24 protein-coding genes are annotated in these 24,872 nt (G+C 69.2%); 10 read left to right on the top strand and 14 right to left on the bottom strand.

Features of this window, described 5'->3' with window-relative positions; all coding sequences use genetic code 11:
- Positions 1 to 2: 2 nt before the first annotated feature.
- The 11 genes from pilM to IPN47_14320 form a co-directional block, all read right to left on the bottom strand.
- Complete coding sequence (pilM, locus tag IPN47_14270) at positions 3 to 1,046, bottom strand: type IV pilus assembly protein PilM (protein MBK9409181.1); 1,044 nt, start codon at positions 1,044 to 1,046, stop codon at positions 3 to 5.
- A 369-nt stretch (positions 1,047 to 1,415) separates the two neighbouring features.
- Entirely contained in the window at positions 1,416 to 2,585 is a 1,170-nt protein-coding gene (locus IPN47_14275; GenBank protein ID MBK9409182.1) for a hypothetical protein, read from the bottom strand.
- On the bottom strand, positions 2,582 to 3,484 hold the full coding sequence (locus IPN47_14280; GenBank protein MBK9409183.1) for a hypothetical protein: 903 nt from the start codon (positions 3,482 to 3,484) through the stop codon (positions 2,582 to 2,584). The genes IPN47_14275 and IPN47_14280 overlap by 4 nt, the downstream gene beginning before the upstream one ends.
- Before the next feature lie 47 nt (positions 3,485 to 3,531).
- Positions 3,532 to 3,930: a prepilin-type N-terminal cleavage/methylation domain-containing protein gene (locus tag IPN47_14285; protein MBK9409184.1), complete on the bottom strand. Its 399-nt coding sequence runs from the start codon at positions 3,928 to 3,930 to the stop codon at positions 3,532 to 3,534.
- A 199-nt stretch (positions 3,931 to 4,129) separates the two neighbouring features.
- On the bottom strand, positions 4,130 to 4,537 hold the full coding sequence (locus IPN47_14290; GenBank protein ID MBK9409185.1) for a prepilin-type N-terminal cleavage/methylation domain-containing protein: 408 nt from the start codon (positions 4,535 to 4,537) through the stop codon (positions 4,130 to 4,132).
- Between the two features lie 375 nt (positions 4,538 to 4,912).
- On the bottom strand, positions 4,913 to 5,629 hold the full coding sequence (locus IPN47_14295) for a glycosyltransferase family 2 protein (GenBank protein ID MBK9409186.1): 717 nt from the start codon (positions 5,627 to 5,629) through the stop codon (positions 4,913 to 4,915).
- Between the two features lie 59 nt (positions 5,630 to 5,688).
- Complete coding sequence (locus IPN47_14300) at positions 5,689 to 7,254, bottom strand: hypothetical protein (protein ID MBK9409187.1); 1,566 nt, start codon at positions 7,252 to 7,254, stop codon at positions 5,689 to 5,691.
- Complete coding sequence (locus tag IPN47_14305; protein MBK9409188.1) at positions 7,251 to 7,622, bottom strand: hypothetical protein; 372 nt, start codon at positions 7,620 to 7,622, stop codon at positions 7,251 to 7,253. The genes IPN47_14300 and IPN47_14305 overlap by 4 nt, the downstream gene beginning before the upstream one ends.
- The gene (locus tag IPN47_14310; protein ID MBK9409189.1) at positions 7,582 to 9,030 is read right to left on the bottom strand and encodes a glycosyltransferase family 39 protein; all 1,449 of its coding nucleotides are present in this window, start codon (positions 9,028 to 9,030) and stop codon (positions 7,582 to 7,584) included. Before IPN47_14310 ends, IPN47_14305 begins: the two co-directional genes overlap by 41 nt.
- 11 nt (positions 9,031 to 9,041) lie before the next feature.
- Positions 9,042 to 10,421: a sigma-54-dependent Fis family transcriptional regulator gene (locus tag IPN47_14315; protein ID MBK9409190.1), complete on the bottom strand. Its 1,380-nt coding sequence runs from the start codon at positions 10,419 to 10,421 to the stop codon at positions 9,042 to 9,044.
- Positions 10,414 to 12,093: a PAS domain-containing protein gene (locus tag IPN47_14320; protein ID MBK9409191.1), complete on the bottom strand. Its 1,680-nt coding sequence runs from the start codon at positions 12,091 to 12,093 to the stop codon at positions 10,414 to 10,416. Before IPN47_14320 ends, IPN47_14315 begins: the two co-directional genes overlap by 8 nt.
- Positions 12,094 to 12,322: 229 nt before the next feature.
- Here IPN47_14320 and IPN47_14325 point away from each other — a divergent pair, with 229 nt between their 5' ends.
- From IPN47_14325 to IPN47_14340, 4 genes are all read left to right on the top strand, one after another.
- Complete coding sequence (locus IPN47_14325) at positions 12,323 to 13,150, top strand: methyltransferase domain-containing protein (GenBank protein MBK9409192.1); 828 nt, start codon at positions 12,323 to 12,325, stop codon at positions 13,148 to 13,150.
- Between the two features lie 48 nt (positions 13,151 to 13,198).
- Positions 13,199 to 14,518, top strand: coding sequence for an HlyC/CorC family transporter (locus IPN47_14330; GenBank protein ID MBK9409193.1), 1,320 nt, complete (start codon positions 13,199 to 13,201; stop codon positions 14,516 to 14,518).
- Positions 14,519 to 14,690: 172 nt separating this feature from the next.
- Positions 14,691 to 15,101, top strand: a complete 411-nt coding sequence (gene arfB / locus IPN47_14335; protein ID MBK9409194.1) for an aminoacyl-tRNA hydrolase — start codon at positions 14,691 to 14,693, stop codon at positions 15,099 to 15,101.
- A 110-nt stretch (positions 15,102 to 15,211) separates the two neighbouring features.
- A complete protein-coding gene (locus IPN47_14340) occupies positions 15,212 to 15,589 on the top strand; it encodes a hypothetical protein (protein MBK9409195.1) in 378 nt (125 codons plus the stop codon).
- A gap of 30 nt (positions 15,590 to 15,619) precedes the next feature.
- On the opposite strand, the gene IPN47_14345 is transcribed toward IPN47_14340, so the two are convergent.
- Positions 15,620 to 17,152 carry a peptidase S10 gene (locus tag IPN47_14345; protein MBK9409196.1) on the bottom strand — a complete coding sequence of 511 codons (1,533 nt, stop codon included), beginning with the start codon at positions 17,150 to 17,152 and terminating at the stop codon, positions 15,620 to 15,622.
- Between the two features lie 146 nt (positions 17,153 to 17,298).
- Here IPN47_14345 and IPN47_14350 point away from each other — a divergent pair, with 146 nt between their 5' ends.
- From IPN47_14350 to IPN47_14375, 6 genes are all read left to right on the top strand, one after another.
- Positions 17,299 to 17,712 (top strand): hypothetical protein, encoded by a 414-nt coding sequence (locus IPN47_14350; GenBank protein MBK9409197.1) that lies wholly within the window; start codon positions 17,299 to 17,301, stop codon positions 17,710 to 17,712.
- Positions 17,713 to 17,774: 62 nt separating this feature from the next.
- Positions 17,775 to 18,641, top strand: coding sequence for a helix-turn-helix domain-containing protein (locus IPN47_14355; protein MBK9409198.1), 867 nt, complete (start codon positions 17,775 to 17,777; stop codon positions 18,639 to 18,641).
- 103 nt (positions 18,642 to 18,744) lie between these two features.
- The gene (locus IPN47_14360; GenBank protein MBK9409199.1) at positions 18,745 to 19,110 is read left to right on the top strand and encodes a helix-turn-helix transcriptional regulator; all 366 of its coding nucleotides are present in this window, start codon (positions 18,745 to 18,747) and stop codon (positions 19,108 to 19,110) included.
- Positions 19,088 to 19,600, top strand: coding sequence for an SRPBCC domain-containing protein (locus IPN47_14365; protein MBK9409200.1), 513 nt, complete (start codon positions 19,088 to 19,090; stop codon positions 19,598 to 19,600). The genes IPN47_14360 and IPN47_14365 overlap by 23 nt, the downstream gene beginning before the upstream one ends.
- Before the next feature lie 86 nt (positions 19,601 to 19,686).
- Entirely contained in the window at positions 19,687 to 20,481 is a 795-nt protein-coding gene (locus IPN47_14370) for an alpha/beta hydrolase (protein MBK9409201.1), read from the top strand.
- Between the two features lie 160 nt (positions 20,482 to 20,641).
- A complete protein-coding gene (locus IPN47_14375; protein MBK9409202.1) occupies positions 20,642 to 21,193 on the top strand; it encodes a DNA-3-methyladenine glycosylase I in 552 nt (183 codons plus the stop codon).
- On the opposite strand, the gene IPN47_14380 is transcribed toward IPN47_14375, so the two are convergent.
- Both IPN47_14380 and IPN47_14385 read right to left on the bottom strand, forming a co-directional pair.
- Entirely contained in the window at positions 21,190 to 21,747 is a 558-nt protein-coding gene (locus IPN47_14380; GenBank protein ID MBK9409203.1) for a cyclic nucleotide-binding domain-containing protein, read from the bottom strand. The two genes, IPN47_14375 and IPN47_14380, sit on opposite strands and share 4 nt — an antisense overlap.
- Positions 21,748 to 21,795: 48 nt before the next feature.
- A complete protein-coding gene (locus IPN47_14385; protein ID MBK9409204.1) occupies positions 21,796 to 24,810 on the bottom strand; it encodes a glycoside hydrolase in 3,015 nt (1,004 codons plus the stop codon).
- Between the last annotated feature and the right edge of the window lie 62 nt (positions 24,811 to 24,872).

Consider the following 24,872-nt stretch of genomic DNA (forward strand, 5'->3'; position numbering starts at 1 on the left):
GCTCAGGCAGCCTTGCGGAGCGCCAGGCCAATGGGAAGCATGAGGAGCGGGGCGACTTCGTCGGTGACGAGGTTGTCGAGCGCGCCTTCGCGGATGCGGATGTTCGCGAGCGGGTTGGCCTGCTCGACCGGGAGGCGCAAGCGCCTGCCTAACGCGTCGGCGAGCCCCGGGACGCGGGCCCCGCCGCCGCAGAGGTACACGGCGCGCATCTGCCCGCCCGATCGCGACGACGACGCGAGGAAGGCCGCGGCGCGCTCGACCCCGACGGCGATTTCCTCGCCGCGGTTCTCGATCACCGCATCCAGGTGCGTCGACCGATCGTAGCCCTGCAGGAGCGACTCGGCCTCGTCGGCGCCCAGTCCGCGCTCCCGCTGCAGGTCCTCGCGGAAGCGACGCGTCCCGACCGTGAGGTCACGGGTCAGGATCGGCACCCCTTCGTCGAGGATGTTGATGTTGGTGACTTCGTGGCCGATGTTGATCAGCCCGACCACACCGCTCATCGCATCCGGGTGGTTGATCTCGAAGGCGTTATGCAGGGCGAAGGCGTCGACGTCGACGATCGCGGTGTGGAGCCCCGCGTCGGTGAGGAGGCGCATCTTCGTCTCGATGAGGTCGCGCTTGGCCGCGACGAGCAGGACGCTCATCTCCATGCCGTCGCCATCCGGATCGAGGATCTGGAAGTCCAGCTCGACCGACTCCATGTCGAAGGGGACGTGCTGCTCCGCCTCCCATCGCATGAGTTCGCGGGCCTGCTGCTCCTTCACGCGCTCGATCTGGATCTTCTTGATGATGACGTCGCGTCCGCCGACGGCGGTGACGACGTCCTTGGTCTTGAGCCCCGCCTGCTCGATGGCGCTGCGGATGGCATCGGTGACGATGCCCGGATCCATGATCTCGCCTTCGACGATGGCGTCAGCGAGCAGCGGCGTGATCACGACCTTCGTGAGTTCGGGCTCGCCGCGGCCGTGGTCGATGACCGCGACTTTGATGAGCCCCGAGCCGACGTCGAGGCCGATCGTCGTCTTCTTGCGACCGAAGAGCGCCATATCGATTTGGAAGGGTGCGGAGGAGGAGCTAAGGGGCGTCGCGCGGCATGCGCGAGACCGACCTGCAGACACTATGACCGAAGCATCGGTCGATTCTGCCATTCACACGACCGCCCATGGCGCGGGGTAACAGCAGAATGCGCTTGCTGTTGCGTTTTTCCCGCCACGTGCGTCAAATCACCGACGCGAGGTGACTCGCCGTCCCGATCCGGGATCCAAACCGGGCGCAGAGGGGAGACCCGCTGCGCCCTCGATGCGTTGGCCCGCCCGGGTTCGGGGGTGCGGCGAGGCGCCGAGGTAACCCCCGCCTCGGCGACCAGGGCGCGCCCTGCGCGCAGCCACCACCGGCGCGCGGCACGCATCGACCGGCTAGCGAAACGGCGCCCACGCGCGCTGGCGCACCGGGACGAGACGGGCCGACCACTCCAGGGCCAGGTCGACGGCGCAGCGCGAGCGCTGCACGAGCGTCGCGCCATCCAGCCGGGTGTGGTCGCCAGGTGCAACATTGGCGTCGCCCGCCAGCACGGCGCCCAGCACCGTCCCGCCGATGCCCTGCGACTGCACGTCGTCGCGCACGATCACGACCCCTGCGAAGCGCGCGCCGTGGCTCACCATGAGGTCGCCCTCGACGAGGAGCACCCCCTGCCCCACGCCGCCGCGCAGCACCACGTCACCGGTGGCCCAGATGAGCGGCGCGTAGGTGCCGCACGCCCCTACTCCACCAGGATCGCCCCAGTTGTCGATCCGCGTGCGATCGCAGCCCCCCGCGGCAACGACCGGCGAAGGGGTCACGACGCTCCCCGGGGGGAGCACGACGCTGGCGTGCGCCGTGAGCGACGCCCACGTCTCACCCCCAAACACCCGATAGCGGGGGGCGAGCGCCGCGGAGGCGTCGACCAGCAGAGGGGGGAACCCGTGGACCCGCCCCCCGACGCTCCCGGAGCCGCAGGTGCCGTCGCAGAGGCGGGTCGTGTCGGCCATGGCGAGCCCCGCCGCCTGCGTGAGCGAGGGGCAGAGTGCCCCCCACGCGGCAAGCGCCGTGTCGCTCCCCACCACGCGCGCCCCCCCGGCGAGCGTGACGCTGTCCCGAACCACGAGCGCCGCATTGGCCACCACGTCAGGGAGCGCAAGCCGATACGCCATCTGCACGGTGCGTCGCGAGAGGGTGCGCTCGGTCGAGTCGCCAGCGCTCCCGGTGCTGACGGTCCACCAGGTCGTGCGCGAGGCGCGGGTGGTACGCGCCACCGCGCTCGCCCCCGTCAGCTGCAGCGAGTCGGGGGGCAACGTCTGGCCGATCGGCGTCGCCTCGTGAGGCGATGTCGCCCACCGCCGGAGCACATCGTACGCGCCGGCATCGGCCACATTGGCCGCTCGGCGCATGGTCCCCTCGTCGCGGGTCCGACGGAAGTCACCGAGCGCGAGGTGCATGGCCCCGATGGACAGCAGCGCCACCAGCAGGATGGCGACGAGTGCGGTCAGGAGCGCGATCCCTCGCCGCGCGCGTGCGGCGCGACGTCGTCGGGTGGCGGCGACGGTCATGGGGAGTTCCGCAGCGCCACGCGGCCCGTGAGCGAATCGCGCCGAGCCCCGCGCGCCAGTCCGTCCATGCGCACGGCGCGGCGTGTGGTGGCGCCCAGGGTGAACGCCACGAGACGAGGAGCGATCCCCGGCGGGGGCGAGAGCGCGGCCCCCAGCGAATCGAACCAGGCGACGCCGAAGCCGCTCGTCGCACCGCCGGCGGCATACGGAAGCAGCGGACCGGCGACGGGTTGGATCACGTTCCACGCCGAGGCGCCCTGATTCCATTCGGTCCACCCCAGCATCCACTCGCCTGACGAGCGGTAGAGGGCGAAGCGCTCCGGGCGACTGACGCGCACGATGGCACCCGCGACGACGGTGGCCGGGAGTGGGGTCGACGTCGTGAGGCGCCATCCCACCGACCCGGCGTCGGCGAGGGAGTCGAGATACGGGGTGTACAGGCAGGCGTCGGTGCGCCCCGAGACGGCGGCGATCATCGTGTGATGCCAGCGATCGTCGGCGGCGGCGAGCGAGTGCCCCTCGTCGAGGATCGCGAGCGAATCGCCTGGCTGCGGTGCGGTGTTCCACCAGGTGATGGTCGCCCCAGCGCTCAGGCGTTGGTCGGCGACGTCGAGCGTCCCCGCGCCGAGGGCACAGGCGATCGCGCTCCCCACGTTCCCCAGGTAGACGACCGACGAGTCGCTCCCCCCGAGCAGGTCGCCATCGCCAGCCGCAACGCCCTGCAGCGCCCCCTCCAGCGCAAAGCCGGCAACCGCGAGTTGCGCGCGCTGGTCGGCGAGGGTGGCAACGCCGCCGGCAAATCGCTGCGCCCGGTCGAGCAGGCGAACGACTGCCGCTCCGAGGACGGCGGTGATGGCGAGCGCCGCCAGCAGCTCGACGAGCGCAAAGCCGGTCGGCACTCCCCTCGTGGGTGGCCCTTGCCTCTGCCGACCGCGTGATGTGGTGCCTAGTCGCATGGGACGAGGGCCTCCTCGACGACGGGGCGGGCGACACGGGGTGAGGTGGGGGTGAGCACGGCACGCAGTTGCCGGACGCCCACGGGCGCCGCGACCGACCATCGCACCGTCCCCGCCGCGGTGCTGGCGGCGCCGGCGCCGAGCGTGGCGCAGGGGACCGCGCGAAGCGAGTCGACCACGTGGGCGGTACTGCGTGTCGCGAGGGCGAGGGCACGCGCGGTGGCCGCGAGCCGCGCAACGAAGGTGGCCGAGGAGGCGACGCCGAGTGCGGCGACGCTGAGGAGGACGACGGCCACGACCACCTCGACCAGCGAGAAGCCGCGACGGCACGGTGTGCGGCGCGCGGCGGAACGCGGGCGTCGGTCAGGGGAGGAACGCAAACGAGGCATGCCAGACGTTAGGCATGCCTCGCGCGAGGTGCAGGACCGAAATCGTGCGGGTCGTACCGGAATCGCGCAGCGATGGCCCTCGAGCGGTGGGCCCGGTGCGATCGTGCGACGCCGGGGAGTACAAAAACATCGAGGGCGGCGCCGGGGAGCGCCGCCCTCGATGTTCGCAGCCGGGAGGAGGTGGCTGCGAAGCCTTAGCTTAGTTGCACTTCGGCTCGGCTTCGACCGTCGCCGGCGAGACCGCCGCGACACCGACAAAGATGGCGCAGGTGCGGGCCGTGGCCGTGTGGGCCGACGTCGCGCTCCAGCCCGTGCCGCCCGAGGCGGACGCGGTCACCGTCACGCCAGCCGACGGAACGAACCCGTAGAGCGAGCTGGTGCCGCCCGTCGTGTTCGCGGCGCTACCGGCAACGTACACCTGGTTGTCAGCGAAGTACGACTCCTGCGTGGTGGCCATGTTGCGGAGGTCAGACTTCATCGACGCGAGGTACGCCTTCTCCTTCGTGTTGGCGAACTTCGGGATCGCGATCGCGGCCAGGATGCCGATGATGACGACAACGATCAGGAGTTCGATCAGCGTGAAGCCCTTGCGAGTCTTGTTCAGCATTGGTTTGGTCTCCGGGGTTGTCCGACAGGGGTGGTGGATCGTGCTAGAGGAGCGGGCCGTTCTCGAGTCTCAGGTAAGGCAAGCGGCGGACCAGAAGCGGATACTCTGTCGAAGTTGCGTATCGACAACGAGTTGGAAGATTCCTTGGACTGCGTGCAGACCGCGAGCGCTTCAGTGTTTTGCACGCTGTCTTGCAGTCTGCCACACGTCCAACATCGTCGCGCGGCGCCCTGCGTCCACTGCCGCCCTGCCCTTCGATCCCGACGTAGCGACCGTCCGGCAAGACACCCGCTAGACGCGGCGGGGACGATGTTCGTAACACGCACGGGGGGCGCAACCTAGGCCCGTCGCGCCAACCGTGCGCTGCATCACGCGCTAGAACACGTTGAACCGCACAATGTGCCAGAACGCCGCCACCCCGTCCTTCCAGCTGATCTTCTTTCCCTCGGCGTAGGTGCGCCCGGCGTACGTGATCGGCACTTCATAGATTCGCGCCTTGGCCTGCGCAAGGCGAGCGGTGATCTCCGGCTCGAAGCCGAACCGGTCGGCCGTGAGCACGAGCTTCCGCGCCACCTCGCCCCGCACCGCCTTGTAGCACGTCTCCATGTCGGTGAGGTTGAGGTTCGTGAACATGTTGCTGACGGTGGTGAGGAGCGAGTTCCCCACCGAGTGCCAGAAGTAGAGGACGCGGTGCGAGCCGCCGAGGAAGCGCGACCCGAAGCAGGCGTCGGCCTTCCCATCGATGATCGGATCGAGCAGGAGCGGCCAGTCGGCCGGGTCATACTCGAGGTCGGCATCCTGCACGATGACGATGTTCCCCGTGCTGGCCTGCATGGCCGTGCGAATCGCCGCCCCCTTCCCGCGGTTGACCGGCTGGTGGATGAGCTTGTCGATGAGCCCCTCGGCGTACAGCCCGTCGAGGATCTCCCGAGTCCCGTCGGTGGAGCAGTCGTTCACGCAGATGATCTCCTTCTTGACCGGGACGGCGTGCACCTGGTCGAGAATGAGCCGGATGGTACTGCGTTCGTTGTAGACCGGGATGAGCACCGAGAGCACGACGTCTTCACGGGCGATCGGCGTGCGACCGCGCATGTAGGGGGTGCTCCCCTCGATCGTACCGGTGAACGATGGGGTGGGATGGCGAGGAAGCGTCATCGGGCGAGGCGTTGGTAGATCATCACGTGAGGCGTCTCCCCCGCCTGGCGCAGCACGGGCGGGGTGCGGGACGCGAACTGTTTGGCCGTGCGGACGCCGGTGGTGCTGCTGACGATGAACCAGTTCGGCTGGAAGGCGTCGAAGATCTCCTCGACGGCTGCCACGTCTTCGGCGTCGGTGAGCGTGCGGACACGTTGGACCGCGGTGAAGGTCGACGTGGGGACGGCCTTGCGACCGCTGTATAGGTAGATGATAAGGTCGTCCTCGGTCGAGACGACGTCGGTGGGAGCGGTGTGCCGCGCGACCCACTCGACCGTGGGACGCGCGCGCACTCCGGCGGTACGTTGCACCGAGACCCACCACTTCTTGGTGTAGCCGATCCCGTTGTACCACACGTAGCCCACCGTCATGAGCAGGACGGTGGCGGCGACCGCGCCGCGCCACGGCAGCGCGACCGGGCGCGGGAGCGTCACGGTCCAGCACGCGACGATACCGTACCAGACCAGCGGGACGAAGAGCGGCCAGATGGCGAGGAAGAAACGATTGGGTTCAAAGGGCCACAGCATGACCACCAGGATGTAGCAGGCGAGGAAGCCCGCCGTCACCGGCGCATTGCGCGTGTACCGTTTCGTTCCCACCAGCATGAAGAAGAGGAGCGAGACGAAGGCGATGGCGCGCGGCCACGCGGTCGTCACCGGGACGAGCATGTAGCTGACGGTGCTGTCGATGTCCTGCGCGTTGCGGATGACGACGGCCTTGGCGAAGTCCCAGCCGCCGGCCTGGTAGCCTTCCACCAGCCAGGCGCCGTACGAGCCGTACTTCCCCACGAGCGGGTGCGCCATCTCGCCCTGGTAGGCGCCCACCCACAGCTGCCACGGGACGAGGAAGAGCATCGCCCCGACGCCTAACGCGATCAGGGCGCCCCACCGCCGGCGGAGGAGCAGGACGAGCCCGGCCCCCGGAAGGGCGAAGACGCCCAGGGTGCGGACCATCGCCAGCACGCCGATCAGGAGCCCCGCCAGGAATGCGGTGCGCACGTCGCCACGCTCGGCGGCGCGCTCGCACAGGATCAGCGTCGGGAAGAGCAGCGCCAGGAAGAGCGGCTCGGAGAGGACGACGCCGGTCACGAGGAGGACGGTGACCGAGAGGGTGCCGACGATCGCCGTCACCGCTGCCTGCCACGGGCGGAAGTCGAGTCGTTCCCTGGTGAAGAGCCAGGTCCCGGCCGCCGCCGCCGCGAGGAAGAAGGCGTTGGCGAACTTGAAGAGGACGATGTTGTCGGGGAACGCCGGCCAGAGCTTCCACAGGGCGGCGAGGACGAGCGGATAGCCCGGCGGGTAGTGCGTGTTGTGCGGCGAGCCGGGGAGGTTGATGAGGCGGAAGCCCTCGCCGGTGGCGAGCGCCTTGGCGAGGACCGTGTAGATGGCGTCGTCCTGGAAGGCGCCGACCGGCCAGGGGGCGATCGTGAGGACGGCGACGACGAGCACGAGAGCGGTGACGGCGAAGAGCGCGAGGCGCTCCTTGCGGAGGTCGATGTCGGTGGGTTCGGCGGCGGCGCTCATCGCGTCACCCGCGTGTCGGTCGCCTGTGGGCTCGCGGCGGCATCGGCCGACGGCGTCGACCGGCTCCCCTGCACCGGCACAAAGATCGCCCCGGTCGGGAGCCTGCGCACCACACGAAGTTCGGGCGGCGTGGCCCGCACGAGTCCCTGCACCGCGTGCGCCCCGTATCGCGCCGAGGCGAGCACGTAGTCGACCCGGTAGGTGGCGAGGATGGTGCGCAGCGACTGCACGGCGAAGGCGGGCGACTGCTCCACGAGATGCTCCTGCGGCGTGAAGGCTGAATTGGGAATCGCCTTGCGCCCGGTGTACAGGTGCATGAGGACATCGTCATCGGTCGCGAGCACGGCGGTGCTGTCGGTGTTGGCCACGACCCACTCGGCGAGCGGACGCGCGCGATTGGCGACCGAGCCCTGCACCACCCCCCACCAGTCGCGCGTGACGCCGAGGTAGTTGTAGCCGGCGTAGCCGACCGCGAGCGCGGTGAGCGAGGCGAGGGCGAGGGGGCGCAGGATGCGCTGAATCGATGACGGTCGCGCGGAAATGATGATGCGCGCGTCGGTCGCCGAGGCGATCGTGTTGTTGGGGGGGGCCCCCCATGCGGCCGGAGGCGACGCCCCGCCATTCCCACACCGTCACCACCGCCATCGTGTACACCAGCCCCACCAACGGCCACACCCCCCAGGTGAAGCGCGCCGGCGCGAAGGGCCAGATCACGACGATCCCGAGGTAGAACAGGAGGAAGAGGGCCACCGACGGCGCGCGCCGTGCGAACGCCCCCAGCCCCAACCCGAAAAAGAAGGCGAGGGCGATCGACGTCGTGTTGCGCACGTACACGTTCAACGTGTCGGTCGCCGTCGAGGCCCATCCCTGCGCCACCAGGCTCTTGAGGTTGGCCCACGCCACGTCGCGCAGGAAGACGATCCCGTCGCGCTGCACCGCGTCCACCAACCACCCCAGGTACGAGCCGTACTTCCCCAGGAAGATCGACGGCACCTCGGCCGCATGCGCCCCGACCCACAGCTGCCACGGGATCGAGAGCAGGATCGTCACCGCCCCGATCGCGAAAGCCGCGCGCCACTGGCGCCGCCAGGCCAGCACCAGCATCGTCGCCGGCACGCAGAGGATGCCTAACGTGCGCACGAGCGACAGCACCGCGGCCGCCGCGCCGGCGATCGCCGCGTCCTTCACCCGCGCGCTCGACGCCGCCCGTTCGCACAGGATCAGCGTCCCGGCCAACGTGCACAGGAACATCGGCTCCGACAGGACCATCACCGTCAGCAGCACAACCGGCGCGCAGGCGCTGAACGCCGCGACCCCGAGCCCCGCCGCCATGCGTCCCAGCTGCAACCGCTCGCGCGCAAAGGCGTAGAACAGCGCCGCCGCGCCCCCCAGCCACGCCGCGTTGGCGAACTTGAAGAGCGCCACGTTCTGCGGGAACGAGGGGCTCACCTTCCACAGGAGCGCGAGCACGGCGGGAAAGAGCGGCGGATAATGTGTCGCGTTCGGCGTCCCGGGGACGTTGAGGTAGCGGTACCCCTCCCCCGTCGCCAGCGACTTGGCCAGCACCATGTAGATGCCGTCGTCCTGGAAGACGCCGACCGGCCACGGGCCGATCGCCGCGACTGCCGCACCGAAGGCGGCGAGCGCCACCATCCACGGCACCAGGCGCGCCAGCGTCAACGTCTCCGCACCCGACACGAGCGGCGTCCGTTCGATGCCCGGCGCGTGCGCCGATCGCCCGACGCTCGCGTCGCCGCCTCCCGGAGCCACCGTCATCCCGCCCCCGGTCAATTCTCGGTCCCGAATCGCTGCAGCTTGCGATGCAGCGTCGATGGATCGATGCCTAACGCCTCGGCCGCCCGCGTCTTGTTCCCCCCTTCCGACTGCAGCACCCAGAGGATGTAGGCGCGCTCGATCACGTCGAGCGGCGGATTCGGGGTCGCGCGGTCCTCCACCAGGCGCTCCGGCGTGTGCGACGAGAGCTTCTCCGGCAGCGCGGCCAGTTCGATCATCGTCCCCTCGGTGAGGATGCACGCGCGCTCCAGCGCATTCTCCAGCTCGCGCACGTTGCCGGGCCAGTTGTAGCGCATCACCATGTCCAGCGCCCCCTCGCTCAGCTGCTTCACCGCTTGTCCGCGCTGCTGCGCGCTGCGCGCCAGGAAGGCGTCGACCAGGAGCGGGATGTCGTCGCGTCGCTCACGCAGCGGAGGGAGGTGGATGGCGATGACGTTGAGGCGATAGTACAGGTCGCGGCGGAACGTCCCGCGCCGGATCTCCTCCTCGAGATCACGGTTGGTCGCCGCCAGCAATCGCGTGTTGATCGGGATGGCCTCGGTGGCCCCCACCGGGATGATCTGCCGTTGCTGCAACACGCGCAGGAGCTTCACCTGGGTCGCCGGCGTGGTCTCGCCGATTTCGTCGAGGAAGAACGTCCCCTTCTCCGCCGAGGCGAACAGGCCGGTCTTGTCCTTCACGGCGCCGGTGAAGGAGCCCTTCACGTGGCCGAACAGTTCGCTCTCCAGCAGGCTCTCGGGGAGCGCGCCGCAGTTGATCGAGAGAAAGGCCCCGTCGACGCGCAGCGACAGGTCGTGAATGTAGCGGGCAATGACTTCCTTGCCCGTCCCCGACTCGCCCTGGATCAGGACGGTCGAGTCGGTGGGGGCGACGGTCTCCGCCAGGCGCAGCACGTCCTGCCAGGCGCGACTCTTCCCGATGGGACGCGCCCCGGTCGACTTGTCGCGCCGCTTGATCTCCTGCTTGAGCGTCTTGTTCTCCACCCGCAGCACGCGGTGCTCGGTGGCACGCCGCAGGATCGCCAGCAGCTCATCGTTGCGGAACGGCTTCTGGATATAGTAGAACGCCCCCTCGTTGACCGCCTGCATCGCCGACTGCAGCGTCGCCTGCGCGGTCATGAGGATCACCGGCATGTCGGGATCCTTCTGGCGCGCGGCGCTCAGGATCTCGAGCCCCCCGACCGCCGGCATGCGGATGTCGCTCAGCACGACGTCCGGCGCCAGCGACTCGATCTGCTCCAGCCCCTGCCGGCCGCCTAACGCGACGTGTGGGGTGAAGCCCTCGTTCTTGAGCAGGATGCGGAGCGATTCGAGGATCCCCGCCTCGTCGTCCACGACGAGGACGCAGGGTCCGTTGGCAGCACGGTCAATCACGCGGCGACTCCGGGTCGGCCTGGAACGTGGGAAGGAGGACGGTGACGCGCGTCCCGCGCGCATCGCTGTCGACAAAGACGAAACCGCGGTGCGACTCGATGGCGCGGTGCACCACCGAGAGCCCCAGCCCGCTCCCGCCAGGCTTCGTCGTGAAGAACGGATCGAACAACCGGTCGCGAATCTCCGAGGGGATCCCCTCCCCCTCGTCCGAGACGCGCAGCGCCACCCCGCCCTGGTCGAACGAGACGCCGGCCGGCGCATCGTCGGAAGTGAGGGGGGCGATCTCCACCCGCACCGTCCCCGGGCGCGTCGACGCCTGCACGGCGTTGAGCGCGAGGTTGAAGACGGCGCGATAGAGCAGGTCCTCATCGCCCTCCACGATCACCTCGCCCTCGGGGACGACGCATTGCACCTGCACCCCCTCGGGACGGTCGGGGTGCGTCGCCACCAGCGACGTCGCCCCGCGCGCCACCGACGCCAGGTCCACCGGCCCGATGCGCGTCACCCGCACACGGGCGAAGTCGAGGAACTCACTCAACAAGCGCGACAGGCGATCGGACTCGCGCACGATGAGCGACGAGAGCGACCGCTCGTCGTCGTTGGCGCGCGGCGAGCGCCCCAACTGCTCCACCGCCGACCGGATCGAGGCCAGCGGATTCTTGATCTCGTGCGCCAGCGACGCGCTCAGCTCGGCCACCGCCTCCAGCCGCTCGGCGCGCATGTGCAGCGTATCGAGCTTCTTCTGGTCGGAGATGTCCTGGAAGATCACCGTCGCGGTGCCGGCGCCGGGCGCCCCGTCGGTCCCGTTAGGCACGGAGACCGTCGTGTTGAGCCCGATGGGGAACGAACGCGTGGCCGTCGCCACCGTCCCCTCGGCGCGTGTCGTGCGCACGCCGTCCACCGCCGCTCGCTCGATGGCGCGCGCCAGCACCGGGGCCACCGGCTCGATGAGCGCCAGCGCCGACTCGCCGATGTGCCCCTCGAGCGGGAGCCCCAGCAACGTGCTGGCGGTCGGGTTGGCGTACAGCAACGTCCCGCGCGCGTCGATCGTGATGATCCCGCTGCGGATGTTGCGGAGGATGTCGCTCGCTTCGAGGCGCACCTTCACCAGCTCGGCGGCCAGCTCCTCGGTCCCGGCGCGCGCCTCGCGCAGGCGCGCCGCGATGTACCACGAGGAGAGCGCGACGACCGCAAAGACGCCGAGCTGCAGCAGCAGGGCGGCGTCGATCGGCGCTTCGGTCAGGAGGATGACGTCGCCGAAGTAGAGGACGCAGGCCAGCGCCGCCGCCAGCAGCGCCCCGGTCGTCGACAGGAGGACGGCGGAGGTGGCGATCACGAGGATGTAGAGGGCCGCGAACTGCGACGCCCCGCCGCCGGTGATGTGGACGACCGCGGTCACCAGGGCAAGGTCGAAGACCGCCTGGAGCGACAGAAAGGTGCGCCCAAGACTCTTCTTCCCGTCCTCGGAGTAGAGCGCCGAGCCGGCGGTGAAGATCATCGCCACCGTGATCGTGAGCGAGGCGACCAGGGTGTCGCCCCGGTCGGCATCACGCCACGCGAAGACGGCGGCGAGGTAGATCGCCGCCGTCATCGCCAAGCGTCCCATATAGATGGAGCGCAGCAGGCGACGCGGGTCTATGAACGATCGCGGTTCGGGATTGATCGCGGTCACGCCGGTTTCGGGGCTGAACTGCCTTGCATCCTGCAACGAACGGGATGCTCGGCGGACACTCGCAAAGTGCCACCCTCAGGACGACTGGAGGCGGAACGCGTTTCCCCGCATGGCGTTGAGCCTGTGGCGAAAAGCCGCGCCCCGGTTAGCGTTGAAAGGGCGCCGGCCTGATTTCGGGGGCGCTGCCGTCAGGCCCCGGCTCGGGAACCTTCGCTCCTCCGTCTCCCTCGTGCACGCACCTTTCGTCAGCACTCACGCCCGCCGCCCTCGGCTCCTGGTCGCCGCCGCCTCATGGGCGGGCGCCCTCCTCGTGGCGCTCACGATGACCGGCTGTGGGGCGAGCAAGGCGTCGCCGCCGCAGCAGTCGCCGGCCGACTCGCAGTGGACGTCGTTCGCCCGCGGCCTCCCGGCCGACTCCTTCCCGGCCCCAAGCCGCCGCTTTTCGCAAATCGTCGCCCCGCGCTGGACCGACGAAACGACGCGGGATGCCGCCAACGAGGCCGAAACGGTCATGGATGCGCTCCAGCTCGTGCCGGGGATGCGCGTCGCCGACGTGGGGGCCGGCGACGGCTACTATGTCGTGCGCATGGCCCAGCGGGTGGGCGCGACCGGCCGGGTGTACGGACAGGACATCGTGCCCGAGTACCTGGCGCTGCTCGCCGACCGGGTGCGGGAGGAGCAGCTCGCCAACGTCGCGGTGGTGCGAGGTGACCCCCACGACCCACGCCTGCCGCGCGACTCGGTCGATGCGGCGATCATGATCCACATGTACCACGAGATCACGGATCCGTATGCGCTGCTCTGGAACCTGGCGCACGCGCTCAGGGACGGGGCGCAGGTGGGGATTCTCGACATGACCTTCCCGACCGACCAGCACGGGACCCCTCCGTGGCTGCTGGAGTGCGAACTGGGGGTCGTGGGCTATCGTCCCGTTCGCACGGTGGCGACCGGCGACGACGAGTACCTCGCGATCTTCCGCGCCCCGGCGGCCGACTCGCTCCCGTCGCCCACCACGATCCGCGCCCGCGTGGGGGCGGGAGCCTGCCGGCAGCGTTAGGCGCTTGCGCGTCGGCTCCCGCTCGATCGCTTCCCTTGCCCTCCCTTCGTGGAACCGCTTTCGCTGTCATCGCTCGGTAGCCGCCTCGCGGCCGTCGTCGTCCTCGTCCTGCTCAACGGCTTCTTCGTCATGGCGGAGTTTGCCCTGGTGGGGGCGCGTCGCTCGAAGCTGGCGGCGATGGCCGAGGCCGGGGATCGCGGCGCCCGCCGGGCACAACGGGCCCTCGCCGACCTCGATCGCTACATCTCGGGGACGCAGCTGGGCATCACCCTGGCTTCGCTCGCGTTAGGGTGGATCGGCGAGCCGGCGCTGGCCGTGGTGGTCGACCGCATGCTGGCGCAGTTCGGCATCGACGTCCCCCCCGGGATGGCGCACACCGCCGCCGGGACGATCACCGCCTTCGCGATCATCACCTTCCTGCACATCGTCCTTGGTGAGCTGGCCCCCAAGTCGGTGGCGCTGGTGATGCCCGAGCGGATCAGCGGGCTCGTGGCCCTCCCGCTCATGGCCTTCTCGAAGGTCATGTCGCCCTTCATCTGGGTGCTCAACGGGGCCGCCAACTGGTTGTTGCGACTGGCGGGTATCCGCCCGATGTCCGAGGCGCACCACGCGCACTCGCCGGAGGAGATCCGCCTCCTCGTGATGCAGGCCCGCGCCGTCGGGACGCTCAACGAGACCGACTCGGCGATGCTCGCCGGCATCTTCGACTTTGCCGCCAAGCGCGTGCACGACGTGATGCGCCCACGCACCGAGATCGTCGCCCTGCACGTCGACTCGGACGAGGCCGAAATCGCCGGCATCGTGCGCCGCGAGCGCTACTCGCGCTATCCGGTGTACGACGAGTCGCTCGACGACATCGTCGGGGTCTTCCTGTCCAAGGACCTCTGGCTGCGCGAGCCCGGTCGCCCCTTCGTGCTGCGCGAACACCTGCGCGACCCGCTCCTGATCCCCGCGTCACGGTCGGCCGAACGCGTCCTTGACGACCTGCGTCGCACCCGGGCACAGATGGCCGTCGTCCTCGACGAGTTCGGGGGGACGGCGGGGATCATCACGATGGAAGACCTGATCGAAGAGGTGATCGGCGACATCGCCGACGAGTACGACATGGCCTCGCGCGACGTGGTCGAGGTGGACGGCGTCCTCGAGCTCTCCGGCTCGCTGTCGCTCGTGGATGTGCGCTCCGACCATCGCCTCCCCATCCCCGAGGGCGAGTGGACCACACTCGGCGGATACGTCTTCGCGCGCCTGGGGCACGTCCCCAAGCTCGGGGAGCGTGCGTCGTACCCGGGAGGCGAGTTGGAGGTGATGGCCATGGACAAACGACGCGTAGCTGCTGTGCGCGTACACCGCACCCCTACCCCACGCTGACGTCCCCCCCATGCCCGCCGCCAAGTCGCCCCGCGATTCGTCTGCCGCCGCCGCGCGCCCGAAGGCACCGTCGCCAAGGCCGCCCAAGCCGCTCACGCCGCCCAAGTCCCCGAGGCCTGCTGCGCCGCGTGCGCCCCGCCCCGGCGACGACACCCCCGACGGCGACCTGGTCATCGACGCGCGCCACGTGATCCCGCGCCGCGAACTGTCGGCGCGCGCCTCGCGGGCCGGCGGGGCCGGCGGACAGCACGTGAACACCTCGTCCACGCGCGTCGAGGTCCTCTGGAACCCCGCCACGTCGCGTGCCCTGGCCGACGACGAGCGGGCCCGCGTGACCGAGAAGCTGGCCGCGCGTCTCGATGCCGAGGGGCGCGTGCGCGTGGTGGCGAGCGACACCAGGAGCCAGAAGCAGAACCGGGAACTGGCCGAGTTGCGCCTGGCGGAGCTCGTGAAGCGTGCGCTCGCCGTCCCGCGCAAGCGCAAGGCGACGCGCCCGACGCGCGCCTCGGAGGAGCGGCGGCTCGACGACAAGCGGCGCGACTCGCACAAGAAGCAGGAGCGCCGGCAACGGAACTGGGACTGAGGCGACGCGGAGGCACGCGCACATGTGCGGACTCTTCACATCGGCGCCCTTCCACGACGACGCGCTCGGTACGTTCGAGCGGTCGGGAGGGCTCTGGGTGGGAGCAGCTGATGCTCGCCCCGCACGGTCGCGTGACGTTGCGGCTGGCCGGCGATCGCAAGGCGCCCCACCCCGAGGCACTGGCCGCCGCGCGCGCGCTCCCCGCGCGCTACGCGACGGCGCTCCCGGTCATCGCCGCTGCCCTCTTCGAGCATCTCGAACCGTACCGCGACGCTGAGGCCCCTGGCGACGACGCGGACTGTGACCTCTCGGCGATTGCTGCCGCTGCCGATGTGTGGCCCCGCGTCGCGGTTCCGTACGTGACTGTCGACCCCAGCGTTCGCGGCTTCGACGCCGACGTGGCGTACCGTGTGCCGTGGGATGAGGAGCACACGCTGGGGGCGCGCCTGGCAGGGGGCGCATTGGTGGAGCTCTGCGGGAGCGTCTAGGCCGCGTGCCTCACGTCGGGTGACTGCGGATCAGTTCGTCCCCTTCGCACTCCGCGTCGACTGCACGAAGCGCGCGATGTCCCCCTTGAGCTGCTTGAGCAGCGCCGGATGGATGTACATCATGTGCCCCCCTTCGTAGTACGTGAGCGACACGCGCGCCCGGTACGACGGCTCCATCCCCAGGTGGTCGAAGGTGTACTCGGTGGCGGCAAAGGGCGTCGCGAAGTCGTAGTAGCCGTTGGCCACCATCACCTTGAGATACGGATTGCGCGCCATCGCCGAGCGCAGGTCCTCCACCATGTTGAGGTAGCGATTGCTGTACGGCGCGTAATCCCACGGTTGCACCTGGCCGCTGGTGTAGTACGGCAGCTCCGACTCCCACTTCAGCTCGCGGCGCACGTAGTCCAGGAAGAGTGCCGTGTACGGACCGCCTAACGCCTGGTTGGACGGATCGTACTCCTGGTCCTCGCCGGCCGCGTCGGCGTCCACGCCGGTGTAGCGCCCGTCGAGCCGACCGATGTGCACACCGCGGTCACGCAGCAGCTCCTTCCGGAAGCGCTGGTCGCTCACCCGCAGGTTGGCGCGCTCGATGAACGCCGGGTCGAGTCCCGAATAGCGCGCGACCTTCCGCACGATGGCGGCGCGCTCCTCGCCTTGCAGGCGCGTCCCCTTCACCAGCGCCGACAGATACTCGCCAAAGGCGAACGCCCGCGATTCGGCGACCGCCTGCTCGAGCCCCTTGGCCTGCAGGTCGGCTGGCAGCTTCCGGTGATACCACGCCGAGGCGGTGAACGAGGGGAGGAAGTTGGCGTACGGGTAGTCGTTCCCCGGCACGTATCCCTTCGACTGGTAGTCGAGTACCGACGACACGAGGACGATCCCGTTGAGCTCCATCCCGTGCCGGTTCTGCAACTCGGCGGAGAGCCCGGCAGAGCGCATCGTGCCATACGACTCGCCCAGCAGGTACTTGGGCGACGGCCAGCGATTGAACCTGGTGGTGAAGAGCCGGATGAACTCGGCCACCGATTGCACGTCGCCGCGCACGCCGAGGAATGGACGCGGGTCTTCCCCTTCCACGGCGCGCGAGTAGCCCGTCTGCACGGGGTCGATCAGCACGACGTCGGTCACGTCGAGCGGCGACTCTTCGTTGTCGACGAGCGTGTAGGGGGGCGCCGGCTGGAAACCGTCGGTCGCCATCTGCACGCGCTTGGGCCCCATGAGCCCCATGTGCAGCCAGATGGACGGAGAGCCTGGTCCGCCGTTGTAGGTGTACGTGATGGGGCGCGCCTTCATATCCTCGCCGTCCTTGCGATAGTACGTGAAGAAGATCTGGGCGCGCGGTTTGCCCGCCGCCGAGCGCAGCACCAGCCGCCCGACCGTCGCGGTATAGCGGATCTCGGCCCCTCCGATGCGCGCCACGTGCGAGGTCTCGACGAAACGTTCGGCGGTGTCGGCCGCCGCTGGCCGTGCGGGAACGGCGGCGGTCGCGGCGGCCGGCGCCGACGGGCGCGCCTGGGCCCCAAGGCTGCCGGCAAGGAGGAGCGAACAGACGGCGGTGCGCATCATCGTGGGAAGACGAGAGTTTGGGGGGCGAGCCGACGGACGGTGGCTCGTCGAGGGTTACGTGCGGCGCCCGTGCGCTGTTGGAGCCTGTCGACCGGGCAAGAAACGTCAAGCCGCACGACACGGCAGGCGACATATTGGCGGCCATGAAATCCACGCGTGTTCGCTGGCCCGCCGCCCTGGCCGGGGCCATCATCGCCGAGGTCGCACAGGTGGCAGCGGCCTTCGCATGGGTCGCCATCTACAGCTACGCCATCAATCCCGGGCAGCCGGTCGCGACCTACGAACACTACGCGCAGCTGTCGGGGCCTTGGGTCTCCGTCGTGGCGGGGGGGCCGATCTTCTACCTCGCGAGCCGACGGGTGGCGAAGAACACCCCGACCGCGCTCGCCCTCTTCGGCATCTTCTTCGTGCTCGATCTCGGGCTCCTGCTCGCCTCGTCGCAGAACGGCACCGCGGCCCCGTGGGCGATGGCGTCGCTGAGCTACTCCACCAAGCTCGTTGCGTGTTACCTCGGCGGTGCCCACGCGCAGCGCGCAGGTGGGGGCGCGATCGCTTGAGCGTGCGTCGGCGCGATGAAACGCCCGAGCGATCGTCCGGACGATTCGTCGAGCTGCTGCCGTTGCTCGTTCACATCCAGGCGCACCTCGAAGACGATCTCGACCTGACCACGCTCGCACGACACGCGGGGCACTCTCCGTCGCATCTGCATCGGGTATTCAGCGCTGCCGTCGGCGAAACGCCGCGGCAGTACGTGTCGCGCCTTCGACTGGAGCGTGCGGCGTTCCGCCTGCTCGTACACGACGCCAGCATCCTCTCCATCGCGCTGGACTGCGGCTTCGACCGGCACGAGACGTTCACCCGGGCCTTTCGGCGACGATTTCATCGAACGCCGAGCGAGTACCGCACCTGGGCGCAGCGCCACGTCATCGCCCGTGCGGCCGTCGACCGTTCGCCCCCGCAGCGTTCGTCACCGGCGCGCGAGCCGGCGCATCCCGACGCCTTCGCGCTCTCCACCACCACGGTGCGTCGCCTGCGTCCGGTGCACCTCGCGTTCGTGCGGCACCTCGGCCCTTACGAAGCCGTGCCGGACACGATCTTCGAGGCGCTGGAACGGTGGGCCACGCGCGTTCGGCTGCGGGGGCCGCGTATCTGGATGGGGATTGGCCATGACGCCCCCCTCACCACGCGCGCGAGCCAGCGACGCTTCGATGCCGCGCTGGTCGTCCCTGCCCCGTTTGCACCTGACGGCCGCGTCGCCTATCAGGCGCTGCCGGGCGGCGACTTCGCCGTGACGACGCATGCCGGGAGCTTCGACACGCTCCCGGCCGCCTACGCGACGATCTTCCCACGCGTCACGACGCTGCGCGGCTTTGACCTCGTCGGGCTCCCCGCCGTGGAGATCTACCATGCCTCGGCGATCCGGACGCGAGACCGGTTGCCGCACACCGACATCTGCTTGCCGGTGCGTCGCCGCGGAGTGCGTTAGGCCGTCCGCCGGCGTTGATCGAGAGTGAACTGAACCGCCCAGAACGCGGCGGCTCCCCAGCGTCCCCTTGCACGCCAGCGTTCCATCTTGTACACTGAACCATATGGTTCAGTTTCACCAGGCCAACTTCGATGCTGCGTTCGGCGCCCTCTCGGACGCCACCCGACGCGGTGTCCTGGAGCAACTCGGGCGTGCGGACGCGTCGATCTCGGCGCTTGCCCAGCGGTTCCAGATGACCCTCACGGGCATGAAGAAGCATGTCGACGTGCTGGAGCAGGCGGGGCTCGTCACCACGGAGAAGGTCGGACGGGTACGCATCTGCCGGCTCGGCCGATGCGGTTTGCAGGAAGAGGCGGAGTGGATCGAACGGTACCGCCAGCTCTGGAGCGAACGCTTTGACGAGTTGGACCGGGTTGTGGGGAACCTGAAACGAGAGGAACGCGACGATGGACGAACGAAAAGACGGTGACGGCGCCCCAACCCAGGAGCGGCCCACGGTGGAACGAAGGGGCGAGCGCGAACTCGTCGTCACGCGAACCATCAACGGTCCGGCGCGCCTCGTGTTCGAGGCCTTTACCAAGGCCGAACTCTTCAGGCAGTGGTGGGTGCCCAGATCGTTTGGTCTGAGCATGCTGTCCTGCGTGATGGATGTTCGTGTGGGAGGCGAGTACCGAGTGGTCTTTCCCTACGAGGATTCGACCATGGAGTTCTTCGGCACGTACGTGGAAGTGGTCCCCGATTCGCGTCTCGTGTGGACCAACGAGGAAAGCGATGGCGGCGTGACCGTCACGACGGTGACGTTCGATGAAGTCGACGGCAGAACGGTGGTGGCGGTGCACGATCTCTATCCCTCGAAGGACGCGGCCGATGCCGCCGCCGGATCTACCGGCGCGATGCCTGAGGCGCTCGAACAACTCGACGAACTGCTCGTCGGCCTGGGATCGACAAACGCGGAATGAGTGCGCGACGTACACACAGGGCGGTCATACTCGTCGCCGCGGTCTGCGCCGCGGCCGCACACGCCACGATCGCGGGAGCACAAGCCATGCGCACGCCTGACACCAAGGGCCATGCCAAGGTCAACGGCGTCGAGCTGTACTACGAGATCCACGGGGATGGTCCACCCCTCGTGATGCTGCATGGAGGGGTCACGCCGTCCGAGATGTTCGGTGCACCGTTGACCGAGATGGCCAAGACGCACCGCGTCATCGCGCCGCATGCTCGGGGACACGGCTTGAGCAAGGACACGAGCCGCCCGTGGTCGCACGATGTCTTCGCCGACGACGTCGCCGCGCTGCTGCGGCATCTCGGCATCACCAAGGCGAGTGTGATGGGGTACTCGAGTGGTGGAGACGTGGCGCTGCAGGTCGCCATCCGCCATCCCGAACTGGTCGACAAGCTGATCGTGATCGCGGCCGGCTTTCGCTCGGACGGCTACTACCCGGAGGTACTGCAGGCCTTCGCCCAGATGCCCGCGGCGGCACCGATGATTGCGGCCGAGGTGGCCAAGTCGCCGCTTGCCACGCTCTATCCGTCGGTGAACTGGGAGACCGTGTTCAGGAAGACGGGTGAACTGGCGAATCACAGCTACGACTGGTCGGCCTCCGTGGCTGGCATCAAGGCACCGACGCTGCTCGTCTTTGCGGATGCCGACGCGATTCGCCCCGAGCACATGGCGGAGTTCTACAAGCTGTTAGGCGGCGGACAGCGTGACGCGGGCATTGATGGATCGCTGCGATCTGCCAGCCGGTTGGCGATCGTTCCGAACACGACCCACATGAACCTCCTCGGCGCTCCAAGTGTCATGCAGTTCGCCACGGAGTTCCTGAAGTCGCCGTAACGCGCTCCGTACGCCGTGCCCCACGCTCGGCAGATGCATGGGATGTCGAGCGTGACGCGTTTGCCGATCCGCGTACCGCTCCAGCGAGCGCGGATGTGCGCGAAGCCGCCGCCGGCGTCGCGGTGCGCGTTAGGTTTGGGAGCTTCCCCCCTCACTCGCCATGACCACCTACTGCGACGTCGCGCGTGGACACGAGTTCCACGGCCCCTACCACGACCGGGAGTACGGCTTTCCCATTGCCGACGACGACCGCCTGTTCGAGCGCCTGATGCTCGAGATCAACCAGGCCGGACTCTCGTGGCTCACGATCCTCAGGAAACGTGAGCACTTCACCCGCGCGTACCACGGCTTCGAGATTGCCCGCGTTGCGCGCTACACCTCGCGCGACGAGGCACGCCTGCTCGGCGACGCCGGGATCATCCGCAACAGGCTCAAGGTGAAGGCCGCGATCGAGAACGCGACGCGCATCCAGTCGCTGCAGCGGTCGCACGGCTCGTTCGCCGCCTGGCTCGACGCGCACCACCCGCTCGACCGCCCGGCGTGGCAGAAGCTGTTCAAGCAGACCTTCGTCTTCACCGGGGGCGAGATCGTCGGCGAGTTCCTGATGAGCACCGGCTACCTCGCCGGGGCGCACGACGAGTCGTGTCCGGTCTATGCGAAGGTGCTGAAGAAGCGTCCGCCCTGGTCGCGGAGGGTCAGCGTTAGGCGCTAGAGCGCCCGCTCGTCGTCCGTGTCGAGATAGTCGACCAGCTCCCCGGTCGTCTTGCGCAGGAGCTGCGACACGGCCTCGGCGATCATCAGCGCCACCTTGAGCGCGAGATCGGGGCGGTCGTTACACATGGTGTCGAAGTCCTCGCGCGACAGCACGAGGATCTCGGTCGGTTCGGTCGCGACCGCGGTGGCCGAGCGGAACGTGCCGTCGATGAGCGACATCTCACCGACCATCTTCCCCTCGGTGAGCCGCCCCACCACGCGCTGTTGCTGCGACGAGTCTCCCTTCCGGATCTCCAATGCCCCGCTGATGATGATCGCGGCGAAGGCATCGTGGTCCCCTTCCTTGAAGAGGGCGACCCCCTCGCCAAGGCGGAAGCACTCGAGGTACAGGCCGATCCCCTCCTCCTCCTTCCAGGAGAGGCGGTTGCTCCAGCGCGTGCCGTCCAACCGGTTGGCGCGGTCACGTGGTGTCGACGACACCAACGTGGCCCCCCGGTGCACGAGCGTCTGGCGAGCAGGCGGCTTGGGTGGGACAATGCTGATCCGGCTCATCGCCTTTCAGTATCGGCACCACCCCCGGGAGGCTGGAGCGGGCGCCCCCTACTTCACCCGCCCCAGCAGCGCCTCCAGCTCCCGAAGGGTGGCCGTCGCCGCGGCGCGGACCTGGGCCGTCGGCGCGTAGTCGGCCCCGTCCACCACGTCCAGCAGCTGGGTCAACGCCCCGCTCACCCGCGACAGCGACGGTCCTCCACCACGCCCGCCGAAGCCCCCCGCCGCCCCGACCAGTGCGCCAAGTTCGGCGGCGCGCGTGGCGTTTCCTGCGGCGCGCGCCGCCTCTTGCAGCTGCCGAACGCGGGCAATGCCGTCGGCCGCCTTGTCGATCCCGGCGTGCAGGCGCAGCGCCAGCGCGTGCTGCGCCTGGATCCCCGCCGGTGCGGTCTTGACCCGCGGATCCATCCGCACCACGAGTGGCTGCGAATACGTCGTCCCGTCCACCGTCAGGCGCACGGTGTACCGTCCGGGGAGGGCGAACGGCCCCAGCGGCTCCGGGACGGTCTGCCCGGGAATCGCCGAGATCGGGTACGAGAACGAGAGCGCCCTCGGACGCGCGTGGCGCAGGTCCCACACGAAACGATGCATCCCCGGCTCGGCGCTCAGCACCGGCGACGGACGGATCCACCAGTCGGGCCAGTGCCCTTCGGCGCGCGGATCGGGGTCGGCGTTGACCCCCTTCTCATAGCGGCGCACCACCGCACCGCTCGCGTCCACGATCTCGAGCGCCAGCGACGAGGCGGCCCGCTCGAGGGCGTAGTGCAGGATCGCGCCATCCGGCGGATTCTCGGCGCGCGGCTCGTCGACGGGGAGCGGCGTGTCGGTATACATCGAGTAGCGCACGCGCGTGGCGAGTGCCGGCTTGAAGAGGTGCGCCCGCTTCGACGTCGCCCGATCGGCCCACTCGCGCAGCGGCGAGATGTCGTCGAGGATCCAGAAGCCGCGCCCATGCGTCCCGACGACGAGATCGTCGTCCTTGATCACGAGGTCGCGGATCGAGGTGGCCGGCATGTTGACCTGCAACGGTTCCCAGTGGTCGCCGTCATCGAACGAGACCCACACCTTGGTCTCGCTTCCGGCATAGAGCAGTCCTTTGCGCCTGGGATCCTCGCGCACCACGTTGATCGTCGCGCCGGAATCGATCCCCGTCACGATGCGCTGCCACGACTTCCCGCCGTCGTGCGTGCGGAAGATGTGCGGGCGCAGGTCGTCGAGGCGCAGCGTGTTGATCGCCGCGTACGCGGTGAGCGTGTCGAAGTGCCCGGCGTCCATGAGCGACACCTTGGCCCACGGGACCAGCTCGGGCGGCGTGACGTTCTTCCACGTGCGCCCGCCGTTCATCGTGACGTGAATGAGCCCATCGTCCGATCCGGCCCAGATCACGTTCTCGCGACGATAGCTCGGGGCGATCGTGTAGACCACGCCAGGGTGGCGCGCCTTCGCACTGCGCTCGGTGGCGTACTTGCCGACGTTAGGCGGGACGACCGAATCCTGGCGCGTGAGGTCGGGGGAGATCTCGGTCCAGTTGTTCCCGCCGTCGATGGTCTGCCAGATGGTGTTGGCGCCGAAGTACAGCTTGCGCGGGTTGGTCGGCGCAAAGAGGATCGGCGCGGTGCGCAGCATCCGGTAGTTGGCGTCGCGGAACGGCTTGGGGGCCACGTTCTGCGTCTGGCCGGTGCGATAGTCGAACTTCGTCACCTTGCCGCCATACATGATGTTGGGATCGAGCGGGTCGGGGGCGACGTAGCCGTACTCCTCGACCCCGACCGGGCGCCACTCGCGGAAGGTGAGCTGCCCGTCGTTGCCGCGGCTCTGCACGCACGCCGACCCCGACTCCTGCTGTCCGCCGCACACGCGATACGGGAAGGAGTTGTCGGTGGTGACGTGATAGAACTGCGCCGTCGGCTGGTTGTACCACGAGCTCCAGCTCTCACCACCGTTCACGGTGATGATCGCCCCCTGGTCGGCGGCGATGAGGATGATGTCGGGGTTGTCGGGGTTGATCCAGATGCGGTGATAGTCGTCGCCGCCAGGTGCACCGCGGATCATCTTCCACGTCACGCCGGCATCGACCGACTTCCAGGTGACGATGCTCCCGCTGTACACGACGTCGGCGTTCTTCGGGTCGACCTTCACCTCGGCGAAGTCCGACCCGCGGTTGTGCACGCGCTCGTCGGTCGACGTCCTGGCCCACGAGGCGCCAGCGTTGTCGGAACGGTAGATGCCGCTGCGGTCGCCCGCGTCGATGGTGATGTAGAGTCGCTGCGGGCGGCTCGCCGACCTCGCGATCCCGATGCGCCCCAGCCCCTCGGCCGGCGTCGGCAGGCCGTTCATGATCGGCGTCCACGAGTCGCCACCGTCGGTCGACTTGAAGAGCCCCGTCCCCGGTCCCTGCCACACGCCGTTCTCCCACGGCCCCTGTCGCGCCTCCCACAGGGCGGCGTAGAGCGTATTGGGATCGTCCGGCGCCATGACGATGTCGATCGCCCCGGTGTTCTCGTCCTTGCCGAGGATCTTCTTGAAGGTGCGGCCGCCATCGAGCGAGCGGTACAAGCCGCGCTCCTCGTTAGGGCCGTACGGGTGCCCGAGCACGGCGACAAAGAGCCGGTCGGGATTCCGCGGGTCGATCACGATCTGCGGGATCTGCTGTCCGTCGCGCAGCCCCAGGTGCGCCCACGTCTTCCCCGCGTCGGTGCTCTTGTAGATCCCGTCGCCCGTCGAGAGGTCGGGGCGCTGCAACCCCTCACCACTCCCGATGTAGATGATGTTCGGGTCGCTCGGCGCCACCGCCAGCGCCCCAATCGATCCGCTGGGCTGCCCGTCGAAGATCGGCGTCCAGGTGCGCCCGTAGTCGGTCGTGCGCCAAGCCCCGCCGTTGACCGCGGCGATGTAGAAGACGTTGGGCTGCTGCCGCACCCCCGTCGCCGCCTTGGTGCGCCCGGCGCGAAACGGGCCGATGTGGCGCCACCGCAGCTCCGAGAAGAGCGGGCTGGTGGGGGCCTGGGCCTCGAGCGTGGGGACGGCGGTCGCGGCGAGGGCGAGCGCGGCGAGAGCGACTCGCACCGCGGAGTGGCCCGACAGGCGCGACAGGGGGCGCGAGAAGGAGCGAGTCAGGGGGCGAACGA

This window comes from Gemmatimonadota bacterium (assembly GCA_016719105.1).
Lineage (GTDB): Bacteria > Gemmatimonadota > Gemmatimonadetes > Gemmatimonadales > Gemmatimonadaceae > SCN-70-22.